The organism is Natribaculum luteum, from assembly GCF_023008545.1.
Classification (GTDB): domain Archaea; phylum Halobacteriota; class Halobacteria; order Halobacteriales; family Natrialbaceae; genus Natribaculum; species Natribaculum luteum.
In genome coordinates this window covers 766754-782303 of the sequence record NZ_CP095398.1, presented here as the reverse complement: position 1 = coordinate 782303, position 15550 = coordinate 766754, and the positions used below count along the sequence as shown (strand labels likewise).

General features: G+C 56.7%; 14 protein-coding genes, 3 pseudogenes and 1 CRISPR repeat array (1 of these 18 only partly in view). Of the genes and pseudogenes, 8 read left to right on the top strand and 9 right to left on the bottom strand.

Annotated features, from left to right (window positions below):
• Positions 1-260: 260 nt before the first annotated feature.
• The 3 genes and pseudogenes from MU558_RS22220 to MU558_RS22210 all read right to left on the bottom strand — a co-directional run bounded on the left by MU558_RS22220 (position 261) and on the right by MU558_RS22210 (position 1463).
• Entirely contained in the window at positions 261-428 is a 168-nt protein-coding gene (locus MU558_RS22220) for a hypothetical protein (RefSeq protein WP_246975631.1), read from the bottom strand.
• A 168-nt stretch (positions 429-596) separates the two neighbouring features.
• Positions 597-1046 carry an HVO_A0114 family putative DNA-binding protein gene (locus MU558_RS22215; protein WP_246975630.1) on the bottom strand — a complete coding sequence of 150 codons (450 nt, stop codon included), beginning with the start codon at positions 1044-1046 and terminating at the stop codon, positions 597-599.
• Positions 1047-1106: 60 nt separating this feature from the next.
• Positions 1107-1463 (bottom strand): annotated as a pseudogene (locus MU558_RS22210) (toxin-antitoxin system TumE family protein).
• Positions 1464-1670: 207 nt separating this feature from the next.
• Between MU558_RS22210 and MU558_RS22205 the strand changes: the two are divergent.
• From MU558_RS22205 to MU558_RS22195, 3 genes are all read left to right on the top strand, one after another.
• Complete coding sequence (locus tag MU558_RS22205) at positions 1671-2228, top strand: IS1096 element passenger TnpR family protein (RefSeq protein WP_246975627.1); 558 nt, start codon at positions 1671-1673, stop codon at positions 2226-2228.
• Positions 2229-2312: 84 nt separating this feature from the next.
• A complete protein-coding gene (locus tag MU558_RS22200; protein WP_246975625.1) occupies positions 2313-4127 on the top strand; it encodes an SWIM zinc finger family protein in 1815 nt (604 codons plus the stop codon).
• Positions 4128-4686: 559 nt separating this feature from the next.
• Entirely contained in the window at positions 4687-4950 is a 264-nt protein-coding gene (locus MU558_RS22195) for a hypothetical protein (protein ID WP_246975623.1), read from the top strand.
• A gap of 2 nt (positions 4951-4952) precedes the next feature.
• Here MU558_RS22195 and MU558_RS22190 read toward each other — a convergent pair whose 3' ends face one another.
• Positions 4953-6104 carry a homing endonuclease associated repeat-containing protein gene (locus MU558_RS22190; protein ID WP_246975621.1) on the bottom strand — a complete coding sequence of 384 codons (1152 nt, stop codon included), beginning with the start codon at positions 6102-6104 and terminating at the stop codon, positions 4953-4955.
• Between the two features lie 113 nt (positions 6105-6217).
• Between MU558_RS22190 and MU558_RS22185 the strand changes: the two genes are divergently transcribed.
• Positions 6218-6982: a SprT-like domain-containing protein gene (locus MU558_RS22185; protein WP_246975619.1), complete on the top strand. Its 765-nt coding sequence runs from the start codon at positions 6218-6220 to the stop codon at positions 6980-6982.
• A 100-nt stretch (positions 6983-7082) separates the two neighbouring features.
• On the opposite strand, the gene MU558_RS22180 is transcribed toward MU558_RS22185, so the two are convergent.
• Positions 7083-8354: an ATP-binding protein gene (locus MU558_RS22180; protein ID WP_246975617.1), complete on the bottom strand. Its 1272-nt coding sequence runs from the start codon at positions 8352-8354 to the stop codon at positions 7083-7085.
• 27 nt (positions 8355-8381) lie between these two features.
• Between MU558_RS22180 and tnpC the strand changes: the two genes are divergently transcribed.
• Positions 8382-9839 (top strand): IS66 family transposase, encoded by a 1458-nt coding sequence (gene tnpC / locus MU558_RS22175; protein WP_246966203.1) that lies wholly within the window; start codon positions 8382-8384, stop codon positions 9837-9839.
• A 43-nt stretch (positions 9840-9882) separates the two neighbouring features.
• Here the strand turns inward: tnpC and MU558_RS22170 are convergent.
• Positions 9883-10047 (bottom strand): annotated as a pseudogene (locus MU558_RS22170) (ATP-binding protein); the annotation flags it as partial.
• A gap of 130 nt (positions 10048-10177) precedes the next feature.
• Between MU558_RS22170 and MU558_RS22165 the strand changes: the two are divergent.
• The 3 genes and pseudogenes from MU558_RS22165 (at position 10178) to MU558_RS22155 (ending at position 11797) form a co-directional block, all read left to right on the top strand.
• Positions 10178-10807 carry a DUF7986 domain-containing protein gene (locus MU558_RS22165; protein ID WP_246975615.1) on the top strand — a complete coding sequence of 210 codons (630 nt, stop codon included), beginning with the start codon at positions 10178-10180 and terminating at the stop codon, positions 10805-10807.
• Between the two features lie 50 nt (positions 10808-10857).
• Entirely contained in the window at positions 10858-11217 is a 360-nt protein-coding gene (locus MU558_RS22160; RefSeq protein ID WP_246975613.1) for a hypothetical protein, read from the top strand.
• Between the two features lie 111 nt (positions 11218-11328).
• A pseudogene (locus MU558_RS22155) lies at positions 11329-11797 on the top strand (DUF7995 family protein).
• Here the strand turns inward: MU558_RS22155 and MU558_RS22150 are convergent.
• The 3 genes from MU558_RS22150 to MU558_RS22140 all read right to left on the bottom strand — a co-directional run bounded on the left by MU558_RS22150 (position 11794) and on the right by MU558_RS22140 (position 13296).
• Positions 11794-12264: a hypothetical protein gene (locus tag MU558_RS22150; RefSeq protein ID WP_246975609.1), complete on the bottom strand. Its 471-nt coding sequence runs from the start codon at positions 12262-12264 to the stop codon at positions 11794-11796. The pseudogene MU558_RS22155 and the gene MU558_RS22150 overlap by 4 nt on opposite strands.
• Entirely contained in the window at positions 12261-12635 is a 375-nt protein-coding gene (locus tag MU558_RS22145) for a MarR family transcriptional regulator (protein WP_246975607.1), read from the bottom strand. Before MU558_RS22145 ends, MU558_RS22150 begins: the two co-directional genes overlap by 4 nt.
• Before the next feature lie 163 nt (positions 12636-12798).
• A complete protein-coding gene (locus tag MU558_RS22140) occupies positions 12799-13296 on the bottom strand; it encodes a toxin-antitoxin system TumE family protein (RefSeq protein WP_246975605.1) in 498 nt (165 codons plus the stop codon).
• A gap of 210 nt (positions 13297-13506) precedes the next feature.
• Positions 13507-15550: direct repeats of the CRISPR family, unit length 37 nt; unit sequence GTTTCAATCCCGTGCTGGGTTTTCTGTCCACTGCGAC; it runs 2689 nt beyond the window's last position.

Here is a 15550-nt window from a genome sequence, read left to right as displayed (position 1 = left end):
TCCCGTGCTCGATATTCCCGGTTTCGTTCCTTCCCAGTCGTTTCCTCGAGCACTCCTTCATCTTCGAGCTGATCGATCGCTCGGTAGGCTGTTGGACTCGTTACGTCGAGCAGTTCCTTCGCAACGTTCGCAGTGAGATACGGCCGCTCAAAGAGTTTCCACGCGAGTTCTGCATAGGCAGCAGAGGTGTCACCGTACGTCGCTTCATATTCCTGCTGCAAGCAGTACAGCTCTTGAGATCGGAGTAGCGATTCTTCCGCCTAGTGGCGGATACCCGTCACGAAGAACTCGACCCATGCTTCCCATTCTCCGTACTTCCGGACGGCGCTCATACGATCGACGTATGTCTCTTTGTAGCGATTGAAGTACTCGCTCAGGTAGAGCGTTGGGTGCTCGAGGTAGTCTTGCTCGTGTAGCGAGCGTGTCATACAATAGTTCTCAACAGTCATTATTCATGGCATCAATCTCGAACAAAACCAATAACTGGCGAAACTACAGACTCATACCGAATTGAGAGCTATATAATCGTCAGGTAGAGGGTGTGAGATGTATTCTATGACACGCTGAGGCAAGCTAAAGACAGATGCTCGTAGACCTTACGGTGCGGCGGTTGCCGTGTCGCCTGCCTCTGGATCGAACGGGAGGTTGATTACGAGTTCATCAAACCAGACAACCGGGCGCTTACTCTGGCCGTCTTCTTCGAAGAAGATGATGCCCAACTGGGCGAGCCGGCTGAGTTCCTCGTGGACGTTCTTGACGTCCCGGTCAACAACCCGTGCGGTCTCGTTAATGCTGGATGGCTCTTCCCGGCGGATGGCTTCGATGAGATCGAGAACACGCGGCGTCAGCGTCTCCATGAGGTCGTCGTAGCTGGTGAACGAGAGCGTCGGCGGGGAATCCACCGCGTCGCCTCGTTCGAGCGCCTCGATTCCGTCGGTGACATCGTCGTGGAACTCACTGGACGACTTGACAGTCACGACGAGAGTTGATTCGGCCCGAAGCTGTTCGCGCTCCATGGGGTGCAGCGGCGGCGTAGTGTCGTTCATGGGTATCACCGTAGTGTGATGGCCTCAGTTGACCTCGAATTCGGATTTCGGGATTTCACTTCAGAACCGTTCCCAGAGTTCGACCATCCCCGGGAACTCGATTATGTCTGGGTCGGGGTCCGGTGCCACGTGCAGTTCGTGCCCCTTGGTGTCCTCGTGCGAGTTATCGTCTCGAAACGGCTAGCCGTTTCGATGAGTCGTCGAAAATCCGGAGATTTTCGAGATACCGACGAATCGTCCCATCGTCAAGCGTGCGGGGCGAGTCCGGCTCCGTCGCATCGTAGTGGAGCTTGTAGGCCCACCCAGACGGGTACGCATCATGTCTGTCCGCATGCAAAACACGCGAACGACGGTCCCGTCGGGATACGTCTTCCCCTCGCTCACGCCATCGAGGTCGTCGTCGGTCAGTGAGGCCATCCTCATCCATTGGTACGCGAACCAATGCAATAAGAGCATTGGTCGAGAGAACAACATTTTCACTCCTATGCTGGGTTTTCTGTCCGTCGCAACGACCGCCTCGAGTACTTTCGGGGCGGCACACGATGGTACAATTTACCGGGAGAAGAGATGTGGTGCGAGAAACAAATGAGTAAATGCCTCCATGAGGAAGCACAAAGGGAGAGTATGACAACCTACAGGTTCAGAGTCCTGCTGTTGCCGAACCCACCACTGGATTTCGAGTCCGACACCGAAGTCTACCGGGAGATCGAGATCGACGGGTCCAGCACCCTGGCGGATCTTCACGAGGCGATTTTCGACGCGTTCGACCGCTACGATAGCCACGCGTACGAGTTTCTCACACGTGACGAACACGGGATCGCTACTCGGAGCTACGTCCATCCGCAGTTATACAGTGGAGACGAGAGCTGGCCACCGATGGACGACGACGAGATTGATCGCTTCCTCGAGCACGCAATCCCCGACAGCGAGCCTGAAGAAGCCAGAGAACGATTCCGGGAACTCCGGAAATACCCACCAGAAGAGGGCAACGCTGCCGAAATCACGATCGACGAACTCGAGCTCGATCAGTCACAGACGCTGTTCTACGAGTTCGACCTCGGTGACGGCTGGGAACACCACATCGAAATCGAAGAGATCCGGGAGGGGTCGCCCGATGACGGCCCGGTCGTCGTCGAGAAACAGGGTGAGGCACCACCGCAGTATCCCGGGCGGAGTCGGTGACGATGTCACGCGATGTTGTTCCATCGGCGAGTGAGATCGACGAGACACGTTTCCAAGAGCGAACCCCATCTACACATCAGAAGCATGCGTGACGAGCGATGGCCACACGTCACAGAAGCAACGGTCAGAGACCTCGCCAGGTCGAGTTCTTACGATCGCGGCCAGTCCTACTACGAGCGCGGCGCAGTCGGTGAGGTGGTTCGCCGCGGGGAGACAGTCCGTGCCGACGTTGAGGGGAGCCAGTACCAGCCCTACACGGTCACGGTCGAGTTCGACGATGCCGGCGTTGCGCACACAGAGTGTACCTGTCCCTACGACCATGGCGGCATCTGCAAACACCGTGTGGCGGTCCTGCTGACGTGTCTTCGCAATCCCGAGCGTGTCGACGACAGGCCACCTGTCTCGGAGTTGATCGAAGGAACGAGTCGTGAACGCCTCGAGGAGTTGCTCGTTGAGTTCGCGGAAAACCGTCCGGAGATTGCCGAGTGGATCGAATCCCGTCTCACGCCTGTGGATACGACCACTTCCGACACCACTGTGTCGGTGAACATCGAGTCCATCCGCAAGCGGACGAACCACGCATTGCCAAAGCCTGGTCAGCGAGGACACAACGACGGCTATGCAGAGGCAGAGCGGATGGCGTCGGAGCTGGACGACTTGATCGAGCAAGCACAGCAGGCACTGGACGCGGGCGATGGTGAGACAGCAGTAGAGATTCTCGAGGCAGTCACGGAGGTGCTCGCGACCAACCGCTGGTCTGGATTGCTCCCATACGACGTCACCGAACTCTACGAGACGTTGGGACTGCTTGGCGAGACGTTCGCAGAAGCGATGTTGATAGCCGAGTTGAGCGAGAGCGAGCGTGAACAGTGGGAACAGCGTCTCTCCGAGTGGGACGAGGAGATACGACGCTTTACCGGTAGACCGACGCTTGCTGTCGCCGCCGACGCAGCACGGGAAGGGTGGGATGACGACCGGCTCCAGCAAGCTCTCGACGGCTCTCTCACTGACGGGGACCTCGAGGTCGATGAACCGAAGTTCGTCGCTGGTCTTATCACAGTACGGCTCTCCGCTCTCGAACGGCAGGGACGTACTGACGAGTATCTCAATCTGGCCAGGGAAGCAGGTAAAACCCAGCTATATGCCGAGATGCTGGCACGGGAGGGCGAGATACAGGCAGCTGTCGACTGTGCAACTGAGAACCTCTCGACGCCGCAGTCGCTGCTGGAGATTGCACAGACACTGCGTGGGACTGGCAACCCGATGGCTGCACTGGACGTTGCCGAACACGGACTGACCGTCGATGGCTTCCGGAAAGCCAGATTGGCAGAATGGCTCCGGGACCGGGCCGCGAGTCTGGGCGAGGAGAACCTCGCGCTCCGGGCTGCGATCGTTGCCTTCGAAGGGAGTCCATCGCTGAGTACGTATCAGGCCGTAGAAGAACTTGCAGGCGACGAATGGGAGTCCGTTCGAAATGAACTTCTGGAGTCACTCCGCGAGCAAACTCCAGCGTCGGAACACGCAGCCGACGTGTTCCTCGAGGAAGGCCTGTACGACGAAGCCGTTGCGGTTGCTGATCGCTCCGGCAGCTCCCGGGTGGTCAAAACTGTCGTCGAAGAAGTCACGGGGCATCGTCCCCAGTGGGTGATCCGGACGTGTAAATCGAACGCCGAACCGATCGTCGAGCAGGGGAAACACGACAGCTACGAGACAGCTGTCAGCTGGCTCAGATATGCGGGCGAAGCAGCCCAGAAAGCCGACGAACTCGAGGAGTGGCGCGAGTACGTCGAGACGATGCGTGAGGAACACTACCAGAAGTACAAACTGCGACCGATGCTGGACGACCTGCTGGAAGCGTTTCAGTCTCCGGGCGATAGCGAGGTGAGTTCGGATGGCTGAGATGGGATTGACACCGACAGATCGCTGGCATCTGCTCGGCCGACATGCCTGTCATCACCTCGACTCGACAGAGATTGTCGAAACGAGAACCTTCGACGAACTGGACTTGACACATCCGGAGTGGGGAACCCTCGGTGTTCCGAGCGACGTTGGCGGTCCAGACGCGAAGTGGTGTAGCCACTGCAAAGACACGATCGAGGACATGCGATCCAGACGGTACGACGTTATCGTCTTCCTGAAGCGACATGTACCGTATCGTGACGTCTCGTGGACGACGGTCGACTCGAACGACGATTGTGCCTGGTGTGGCAAAGCCAGCAGTGCGACGCGGTACAACGACAACCTCGACGAAAAGGTCTGTCCAGCCTGTGCCCGGAAATATAACCGTCCCAGCATCGAGGTACGCACCCCACCAGAAACAGACCTTCGGCAGGAAACTCCGAACAGTGAAGTTGACTCGATCCGGTGCACGTACTCCTCGGGCGAGGCAGAGTCATCGGACCGTGAACAGGCGCGTCAGCGCGCTGCCAAGGAAGGACGGCCATACATCGAAGTGAAGATGAAACAGAAATACGCCGACGTTGTCTGCGATATTGGGGGAACCGGCCATCGATTCACCCCGGCAGCGGTCGGAGAGATTGAGGCCCTCCAGGCCGAACAACGAAAGAAAGCCGACGCAGACCAGGATCACAAATCACACGTCGGGACTGACATCCATCCGGCCGGGACACACGTTCAGACGAGGTCGCTGTTGCCTGACGAGGCGAAACGGCACGCAGCCGACCTCGCCGAGATCGCTGCCGATCCAGAGAACTGGCAGTGAACTCACTGCCCGTTATGCTCTACCGTCTCGTCGTTGTCGGGATCGTATCGGCGAAGTTGGTGAGTCGTCGGTTCGAATCCCGCTGCACGGAGTGCCTCAACCCACGAACCGAACCGCCGTTTGTATGGCGACGATGAATACCGCCCGAGGTCGGCCATCTGTCTGACTGTCGGTGGACGATCGACGACGTCACCGAGTCGCTGCAGTTCGGTAATCAACTCTTCTCGAGAGAAGAGATCCTCCGTCGTTCCGGTAAATGGGGTGAATCCAGCTCGCTCGATAGCGTTGTTCCACGAACCGAACCGATTGAGGTACGGGCTCACCGAATACTGGCCGTGTTCGTTCATTTGCTCGGCGGTGGGCCGTCCGCCGACCTGATCTGCGAGCCGATCGATTTCCGCCAGCAGGTCGGAGGCAGGGATGGACTGTCCAGATACATCGGGAGCCGATGAAACGGGCGTGTATCCCGCGGCACGTATCGCGTCGTTCCACGAGCCGAACCGCCCGAAATACACCGAGGCTGTGTACTTGCCATGCTCTCTCATCTCTCTGGTCGTCGGCGGTCGGCCGAACTTCTTGACAAGCCGTTCGATCTCCTCGAGCAGTTCTTCGTCGGTGTACTCGTTGCCCGTCTTCGGTGGTTCGTATCCAGCAGCCCGGAGCGCATCGCTCCACGACCCGAACAGATCGTAACAGGTTCGCGCCGAGTAGGCCCCCTCTTCGTCCATCTGATCGGTTGTCGGTGGCGTTCCGTCCGTCGCCAGCCGAGTAATCTCCTTGAGTACGTCTGCCTGACTGATCGTATCGGGCTCTCGCTGATCGATCCCGGCTTCGTCGAGCGCCGACTCGAGGTCACCAAATTTCGAGTACACTTGCGAGAGCGGCTGCCGACCGTGTTCTCGGATCGCTTCTGACCAGGAAGACGGATTTCCGACGATGTCCTGAATTCGTTGCAAGTCTTCGACCACGTCAGCATGGGTCGTCGCTGTGGTGGCAAGATCCGCTGCCTCGAGTGTTTCGTCCCACGTGTCGAAATAATAGTAATAGGCCTGAGCAGAATATCGACCGTGTTCGTGCATGTCTTCCGTCGTCGGTGATCTTCCCAACTCCTCTGCAAGCTCTCGAAGGTGCTGGATGAGTTCCGTGCGCCCCATGTGCGTGTCGCATGTTTTAAAATTCAAAAACTGTTTCTATGTACCATCCAATCGTGCGTTCATAACCAACGAGAGATCGAGACTCCTTTGTTTCACGTCAGAATACGGAGTGTATGGTGACCGCGGGCAACCTCGGAGATTCGCACGCCCTCTCTCAGCGGGCATGGGAGTATGCGAACGAGGTTATTTTTGGTGACGAGTGGCCACTGACGCCGGATCACGTTGATCTCTCTCGTGTAACCTTCGAGACCAGCACGCGAATGGTGCGACGACACGGGGTCTGTTCATCGGACGGATGTGGTAACTGTACGATTCGTCTGTCCAAACGGACTCTCGATAGGGCGGGGTTCGAAGCACTACAGGAGACGATTCGCCACGAACTCGTCCATGCCTACCAGCAACAGACCACCGGCGTTGATACCGGTCACGGCGACTCGTTCAAGCAATGGGTGGAGCCGTTAGCTCTCTCTGGACGATGCAGCACTCACTACGAGAAACAACCCGAGGACTACAAATATCGTTTTTACTGCATAGATGGGTGTGGATTCATCGGTGGTCGCCACCGCTGGAGCGTCGCGGTCGCCCGTGCGATCGAGGGAACACAGATCTGTGGCACCTGCGACGCCCAGCTCCGTGTCGAAGGCCCCAACGGCGTCCTTGACGAGATCCCAGAGTGGCGCGATGACACCCCATTCGACGAAGACGACCTCCGCTATCGGTTCTATTGCGAGAACTGCGGACTTATCGGTGGCCGCCGACAGATGTGCAAGACCGTCCGTCGGGTTGTCCACGGCGCCACCATCTGTGAGCACTGTGATTCGCTGGAAATCGAAACGCGTGATGAAAGTGGGAACATCATCACATCCAATGACCTCTAGTCTGTTGACTGATCAGTTGACGTTGACCGAAGATAGGTGAAAAGAGGTTACGACGGCACGACAGATGGCCTCTCTCACTCACATACGAATACTCCATTCACTATGGATTAGTGACATCATCTACGTTGAATAATTGGAGATCGTCACGCTCGGACACGGCTTCCTGTACTGATTGTGTTGCGCCACTTCGTGTGAACAACGCGTATTCCGTGTCAACTTCGCCGGAGTCCGGCGTCCAGCGAATTTTCGACGCGTGGTCTTCGAGTGAGGACAGAGCACTGTAGTCCAGTGGCGAGTTAGTGAACTTGCATTCTCCCACGATCATTGTTCCGTCTGTGGTGAACCCGACGACGTCCACTTCATGTTCCTTGTACCACCAGCGGCCGATATTGAGGAACAGCTTCTCTGGATACAGGCGTGGGAGGGCATCCTGGCAAAGCGTTTCGAACTCTTGACTGACGAAATCAGGGAGTTCTGGCTCGATAACTGCTTCGTAGGCGTCCTCACCTAGACGCTCGTATCGATCCTCTTTGCCGTAGACGAAGCGGAACCAGAAGCGAAAGAGGGGATCCAGGATTCTATAGCGTCCGCGGCGTGACTTCGCTTTCTCCTCGGTGATCGGAACTTCCCGTTCAACGAGCCGCGACCGTTCTAACTTCTGAGTGTACGTCGAGATTTGTTTCCCGTCGATTCCCACCGTTTGGGCGATCTCGTTCGATGTCGTCTTCCCCGCGGCTATTGCGGTGAGAATCGCGAAGTACCGATTCGGGTCTGTGAGTTCGGTCCGGAGGACGTATTCTGGTTCGTTGTGGAGATATCCTTTCTGAGAGAGCACCTCCTTCGTGAGGACTGTCTCGAGGTTCTGATCGAGATCGATACCGTCGAGATAGTATGGGACGCCACCGAAAATTCCCCACGCGAAAACACGCTCTTCGGGGGAGTACTCGTCTGGAAGGAGCTCTTGTGCAGCGGCGAAGTCGAGTGGCCGGAGATCAAGTTTCTCGGTGAAGCGCCCGTACAGGGGGCTGTTCCCAAGAAGCGTCGCTTCTTCCATCATGCCGATCGATGACCCAACCAGAATGAGTGTTCCCGATGTGTGTTGGAATCGCTGGTCCCACAGCCGCTGAATGACCGAGGGGAGGCTCTCGTCGGCATCGATCAGATAGGGAAATCCGTCGAGGACGATAATTCCGTCCTGATCACCGAGATACCCCAGGAGTGCTTCCCAGTTTTGCCTGATATCCGTAATTCCTGGAAACGTGTCGGCAGCGACGTCGACGAACTCGTCGAGTTGTATCTGTGACGTGGTTTCCGTAGCCTGGTAGTAGTTGGATAGCGATTTGCCGTCAGACCGATTTCGTAGCAGTCTCATGAATGGTCTCTCAATGGTGAACCAAGTGTGTCGCTGGGGATTGGCGGATCGCCGGAATCGATAGATTCCGCGATCCGCACCGAGAACAGTACGCATCTCCGCCAGCAACTCGTAGTCCAGAAGCTTGAGAACCGTCTTCTCCGTCGCCAACTCGCTGCACAGCAACAACAGATCGAACAACTTGAGACTCGCCTCAAGAGGTACGAAAACCCAAACACACCACCCAGTAAGCAGGGTGGTGCGGCTGGATCACCTGGCAACGACGACAGCGACGAGGAAAAGGACGAAAACCAGGAAGACGACGCTGGCGGCGACGCTGACGCCGCCAGCGACTCATCCCCAGGACGTAGCGAAGGTCACGAAGGAACAACTCGACCGCCACCTGAACCAGAGGAGACTATTCGAGTCGATCAGGGATATTGTCCAGATTGTGAGCAAAGCCTCTCTAACCCGGACAGCTACGTCTCACGAACTGTTATCGACATTCCTCTTCCCATTCCAACCACTGTCATCGAGTACAAACTCGGCAAACACCGCTGTTCCTGTGGAAACGAGGTCGTTGCTGAACATCCTGACTGCCCGGAAACCGGGCGGTTTGGGCCGAATATCATGGCCCAAACCGCCCTCGGTAGGTTCCATCAGCGACTTCCGAACCGTAAACAGGCGGAGCTGTTTGATTGGGAACTCGATATTCCCATCTCTCATCGGACGATCTACAACCTGACCAAGCGGGTCGCAGACCGGCTGCGACCCGCGTATGACGATGTCAAAGCCCGTATTCAGGAAAGTGACGTCGTCTACTGCGATGAAACGGGATTTCCTGTTGACGGAGAGCAACACTGGGCGTGGACGTTCGTTACTGACGAAGAGGTGCTGTTCTGGGTTGATGAGAGTCGTGGAAGCCAGGTGTTAGAGGACGTCCTCGGCGAGGAATTCGCCGAGGACTCGACGCTCAGCTGTGACGGTTGGTCAGCGTATCCGAGCTATCACACGAAGCTCCAGCGGTGCTGGGCACATCTGTTGCGGGAGGCGGAGTACGTTGCTGAACGGTACGAGGAAGCAGAGAAGTTATCTGCGGAGTTACACGCTCTCCATGACGATTTAACGGCGTTCGACAAGGAGGATCCATCCGCCTCCGCCCGCGAGCAGAAGCGGGCGGAGGCGTCGTTACATCTGGAAGGCCTGATCAGGGAAGACTATGAGGCACAGGAGGTCCAGAAGCTGATCGAGAAGATCAGGAACGGGTTAGGCCACTGGCTGACGTTCGTCACAGAGCCAGACGTCGATTCGACGAATAATCGCGCAGAGCGCGCTCTGCGCGAGCAAGTTGTGCTGCGGAAGATGTTCCGGACCCTCCGCTCAGCCGAAGGGGTCCAGATTCACGAGACGATCACGACCATGTTAGCCACGTGGAAACGGCGAGGACTAGATCCGCCTGAACAGCTCCAGTCCATCCTCGGTGGGAAAGAACTCAGTTCAGGATGAGAGGTATCACTGATCGGTGAATCCTGGTCACGCTATCCAACTACGCCTGGTAGACAACGGCGTCGTCGCGTTCGGCAAGCGAGTGCTGGACGAGTTGTGTTTTCCCAAGGCGCCGCCGGCCAAAGATGACGACTATCTCTGCGTCGTCAGAGTCGTAGCACCTGCGGAGCCGTGAGAGCTCATCTTCCCGGTTGACGAAGCGCTCCATATCCCTCCGTCATCCCTCCAGAGGATAATACTTCCGAGTAGCCTATTCCAAAATAGCCTATTCTAAAATTGGTTAATAGCATTCCCTGTCGTTTATTTTCTGCTCGATGCAATCCTCTCAGTGAGTACCCGTGAGCCACCTCGAGCGCTATCAACGATACCGAGACCAGGGACGAGAACTCCACCCGAAGATCTTCGACGCATACCTCGATCGCGACATCATAGATGAAACGTCACAACTACTGGATCTCGACAGAGACGGTGATGATCTGCTGTACGACACCGAGGAAGAACAGAGCGTCCACATGGATTTCATTCTCCACGAGTATCGCCAAAACGGAACGACCTTCGTCGAACGCTACCGCGACGAAGAGGGAGGCGATTCCGAACTCGAGCGGGAGGTACTCGACGCGCTGGTTCGCGCCGAGACGTCCCTGTTTCGCGTGGCTGAGATCGATGCGTCTGCATCTCAAGTGATTCTCGAAGACGTATTGAACGACGAAGCTGGGATCGAACTCACTGACAGAAACTTTAGTCAATCAGCGGAACCTGATGTACTGCTCTTCCTCAGACTCGTTCGACTCGAGGACCTTACCATGACGTCCGGGTTGTCGTTCGCGTTCCGGCCATCCACAGAAGAGCACCTGATTTCAGTCTACAGTCAAGTCCTCGAACAAACGGATCGGCCTGAATCGATGAGTCGGTTCATCACCTTCCACAAGTTGAACCGGAAATACGGACTTGATGTCCTCCAAATATGACTATCCAGCAACGAGAGCAATTTTGTATCTCTGGACAACCATAACGGTGTATGGCCGACACGTACACTCTTACGGTTCGAATCGACTCGTACGAGTTTAGCGGTGAGTTCTACTTCGTTGGTGAGGGATACAGTACGGGCGAGGAAGTACTGAAACACGTGGCGGCTGACCACATCTTGGCAATGAAACAGCGACCTCACGTGAGTGAGTATCTTCTCGAAACACTCCAGAAGGCTGAAAATGTGAGTGAATCGGAGTACAGACAGGCAGACTCCGATGTCTCCTGCGGACTTCACTTTGATGTCGACCACCAGCAGTTCCGTTTCTGGGTTGGCGATCATACGGCCGAGATCGGGAGACAACCAACTAAGGGCGAACTTCGATCGATTGCTGAAGATCTCCCGATGTAGTTATTCTCGGTTTCTATGTGTGGGTTTTTGAGCGCCGGCGATGGGTGCCGGCGCACCGAGCAGACAGAGCCGAGCAGAGCCCGGTGAGTCGGCGCTCCGAGGTGAACGAAGATGCACATGGTCATCTACGCCTTAGTCGAAGCACCGACACAGCACGACGCTCTCGTCGAGGGAAAAAGCAGTCTTCGACCGTCTCGTCGGAGCGAATCCCCACGGCTGCGCCGTGTTTGACTACTACGTCACGTTTGACGAAGACGATACGACAGTAGCCGGGAAAGCGCGTTGGGGAGACCTGCCGACGGCAGCACCCATCAATTCAGCGGAGGGCGGCGAGCTTCTCGACCGGGCCTGGAAGGCCACCAAGGAAGAGTTTCAGCGAAATCTCGACCGCGTGAGGGAGGCGCTCGACGAGGACCTCGCTCGGCACGCGTTCCACCAGGTCGGCGCCTACGAGGGGCCGTCCATCCCGATGTACGATCAGCACGCACAGGGAATTCGGCATCGCGGCCAGCTGGATCGTGTCCTCGAGGAACTAGATTGTACAACGGTTCGTTCTATCGCAAACCTCGTCTCGAATTAAGTGATGAGTGTCGCTTCAAGATAGGTGACCACCTGTTCCGTGGCTTCGGTGGTAACCTCGTCAGTGAGGTGGCCTTGGTAACCATTCTCTGGAACTTCGTCGTCGGGAATGCTATCGAGGCGAGCGACGAGGTCACCAGTCGTATCCAGGAACCGATGTTGAATCGCGGAAATCGACCACGGCATGATCGACGACCCCTCTGGTGCGCCGCCTTCTACCCAGCTCTCCGCCGAGAGAGGAATCGACTCATCGTGCCACGTCCGTGTCGTGAGCGTGAGACAGAGGTACTGCTCAGGGTGAAACGGGACAGCATCAGTACTGATGATCAGCCACGGACGTGGGGCCACACCTCCATCGTCATGCGATGACTCGGAGTGCATATCCGAGTCTTGTTTGAACGGGTCGACCCCCCAGACGACATCTCCACGCTCGAATTCGATGACCTCACCCTCGGCATCCCGCTTCATTCGTTGTCCGTCTTCTCGGTCTCATCCGTGGCTGGCATATGTTCAACCCACTCGGAGGGATCCTCTTCGCCGTAGAGTTCGTTCAGACTCTCCGTGACGAGTTCATACTGTGTGAGCGAGTGGAGACGGTCGCGGTCGTCCGTAATAGCCCAGTATTCACCCTTGTGGCGGACGAGCGCTTGTTCTTCAAGACGATGCAGGACAGAATTGATGGAATTCTGTGGAATTTCTGTCGCTCCGGCAATTTCGACCGGTCGGAACGCCTGATCAGCGTGAGAGGCAAGGAACGACAGGACGCGCTCCGGCTGCGTGAGTCCACCGCCGAGCGTATCCTCCGAACTTCCCTCGAATGTATCGATGTCGATCGGCATTGTCACTGTATACCTACGTCTGTCTGTACGATAAAACCTTTGTACGTGTACTGTGACCCGTATCGGTAGACTCGATAGCTACTGTCCGATATCTCGAAGTAGCGATAGGGGAGACCGGCTTGAGAGTTGACGGTTCGAACGTTCCGTTCTGGTATGCTTCCCGTCAGATTTTTGCCGTGGCCATTGCGACAAGGGACACACGCCGAACTCGGATACACGAACCTTCGACATCCTGGGCCTTGCTCGATGCCTCTGGCGGTGGATGAAAGTGGGCGTCGTCGTTCGGTGCTGGGTAGTCATGTTGATGGATATCCCAGCGCAAATCGAAGCCACGATCATCGGAATAGTGGATGTTGTAGTCACCCCGCGTTGACCAGCGAACGTCGAATCGTCCACCTGCGGAGTCTCCGATTCCATCGTCGAGGACGATCCGGAGTTCGCTCGGATCGAACGGATCATCGAGTTCGCCCGAAGCTAACGGCTCGACCTGTTCGAATTCGTCGCGAAACTGGCGAAGCGATCGCCGATCGATCGGCCCTCGAAGCGAGTGAGACTCGTTCGCAGGCCCCGTCATGCGACGTTCGGTATCACTTCGTTCTCGGCCATCGACAGTGCCAGTGCTACTCTGGCGAAACGTAGATTCCGGCGTGTCGTCCGCCACTCCATGAGTACCTCATCGTCGATGTGATCGTGTTTGAACACAGCCTCATCCGGGTTTTCCGCTTCGTACTCCTCTCGATATGACTGTAGTGTCCGCTCCAGCCGGTTTACAGACGCCGTCAGTTCGGACTGCTCACATCGATTCAGCATGTCTGTCGCCTCCTCGAGGATCAGTGACTGCTCCGACCGTCGATAGAGAGTCGCCGTTCGATCTTCAATCCCGTGCTGGGTTTTCTGTCCGCTGCGACACAACTACGTCCTCGGCATCGAGTCGAACACTCCGCTGTTTCAATCCGGTGCTGGGTTTTCTGTCCACTGCGACCCGCGAAGCTGCTCGGCTCCAGTCCTTCCCCGACAACGTTTCAATCCCGTGCTGGGTTTTCTGTCCACTGCGACGATATCCAGCCGGTCCCTGAGTATATGCGCGATGCGTTTCAATCCCGTGCTGGGTTTTCTGTCCACTGCGACAAGCCGAAGTCAAATCCGGCATACTCATCTCTCTCGGTTTCAATCCCGTGCTGGGTTTTCTGTCCACTGCGACCGTCGAGATCGCGCTACCCCGGCTCGAGGAGCGACGGTTTCAATCCCGTGCTGGGTTTTCTGTCCACTGCGACCGTGAACGCTCCAGCCGCAGACAGACGAGCATCGTTGTTTCAATCCCGTGCTGGGTTTTCTGTCCACTGCGACCGGAAGGAGTCCGTGAGTCCCTGAATGCGTTTCAGGTTTCAATCCCGTGCTGGGTTTTCTGTCCACTGCGACATCCGCGGCATCGTCCGTCGTCTCGATCGCGAGCGCGGTTTCAATCCCGTGCTGGGTTTTCTGTCCACTGCGACTTCGAAAGACGGGCGTCTCTGGCTCGGCGAAGACTGGTTTCAATCCCGTGCTGGGTTTTCTGTCCACTGCGACGACTCCGACTTGCCTCGTGACGCATCATCATCATCATCGTTTCAATCCCGTGCTGGGTTTTCTGTCCACTGCGACTCGATGCAGTCTGATGACGAGGAGCGACCCGAGTATGGTTTCAATCCCGTGCTGGGTTTTCTGTCCACTGCGACGAACTGCTTTATTCGCATCATCTGTCGTCGACGGGTTTCAATCCCGTGCTGGGTTTTCTGTCCACTGCGACGAACTGCTTTATTCGCATCATCTGTCGTCGACGGGTTTCAATCCCGTGCTGGGTTTTCTGTCCACTGCGACCTTACCCACAACCAGCAGGCCGGCAAGCTCAGCAAGTTTCAATCCCGTGCTGGGTTTTCTGTCCACTGCGACTGATCGGGCCGTCATGCAGTTTGACGACGAGACCGGGTTTCAATCCCGTGCTGGGTTTTCTGTCCACTGCGACCACAGACGACCGAGACGGTCACGGAGACCATCACGTGTTTCAATCCCGTGCTGGGTTTTCTGTCCACTGCGACCAGACTGCGGACACACGACGTCGGTCGGCCGCACCGTTTCAATCCCGTGCTGGGTTTTCTGTCCACTGCGACCCCGCGGAACGGGTGGTACACCAAGACCCCGGTGTCTAGTTTCAATCCCGTGCTGGGTTTTCTGTCCACTGCGACGCGTCCATCTCACCCCGAAGGAACCTGACCAAGCCGTGTTTCAATCCCGTGCTGGGTTTTCTGTCCACTGCGACAACGGGGACCTTCGTGTGTCAAATCTTCGGATCAACAATGTTTCAATCCCGTGCTGGGTTTTCTGTCCACTGCGACAGTTGGACTCGCGTTTGTCTCACTGTTCCTGTTTATGTTTCAATCCCGTGCTGGGTTTTCTGTCCACTGCGACCCACTGCGACGAAAGTAGGAGTCGGGGACGTAGGGTTCGCGATCGTGTTTCAATCCCGTGCTGGGTTTTCTGTCCACTGCGACTTCCAGCGGATTCGGGGGTGGTTCTATGAGTAACGGTTTCAATCCCGTGCTGGGTTTTCTGTCCACTGCGACAGTGTCCCGGCTGCGGATCGAGACAAGTCGCCAAGTTTCAATCCCGTGCTGGGTTTTCTGTCCACTGCGACGCGGTCGACTCGTTCTTTGGACCGAGCTTGGATCTGTTTCAATCCCGTGCTGGGTTTTCTGTCCACTGCGACCGAGCACGAACCCGCGACCGATATTCATAGATTCGGTCTGTTTCAATCCCGTGCTGGGTTTTCTGTCCACTGCGACGCGTTCGCCCCCGCTGAGTACGACCGCGAACCCTAGTTTCAATCCCGTGCTGGGTTTTCTGTCCACTGCGACGAGAAGGCCGAGTTCTTCGGCCTT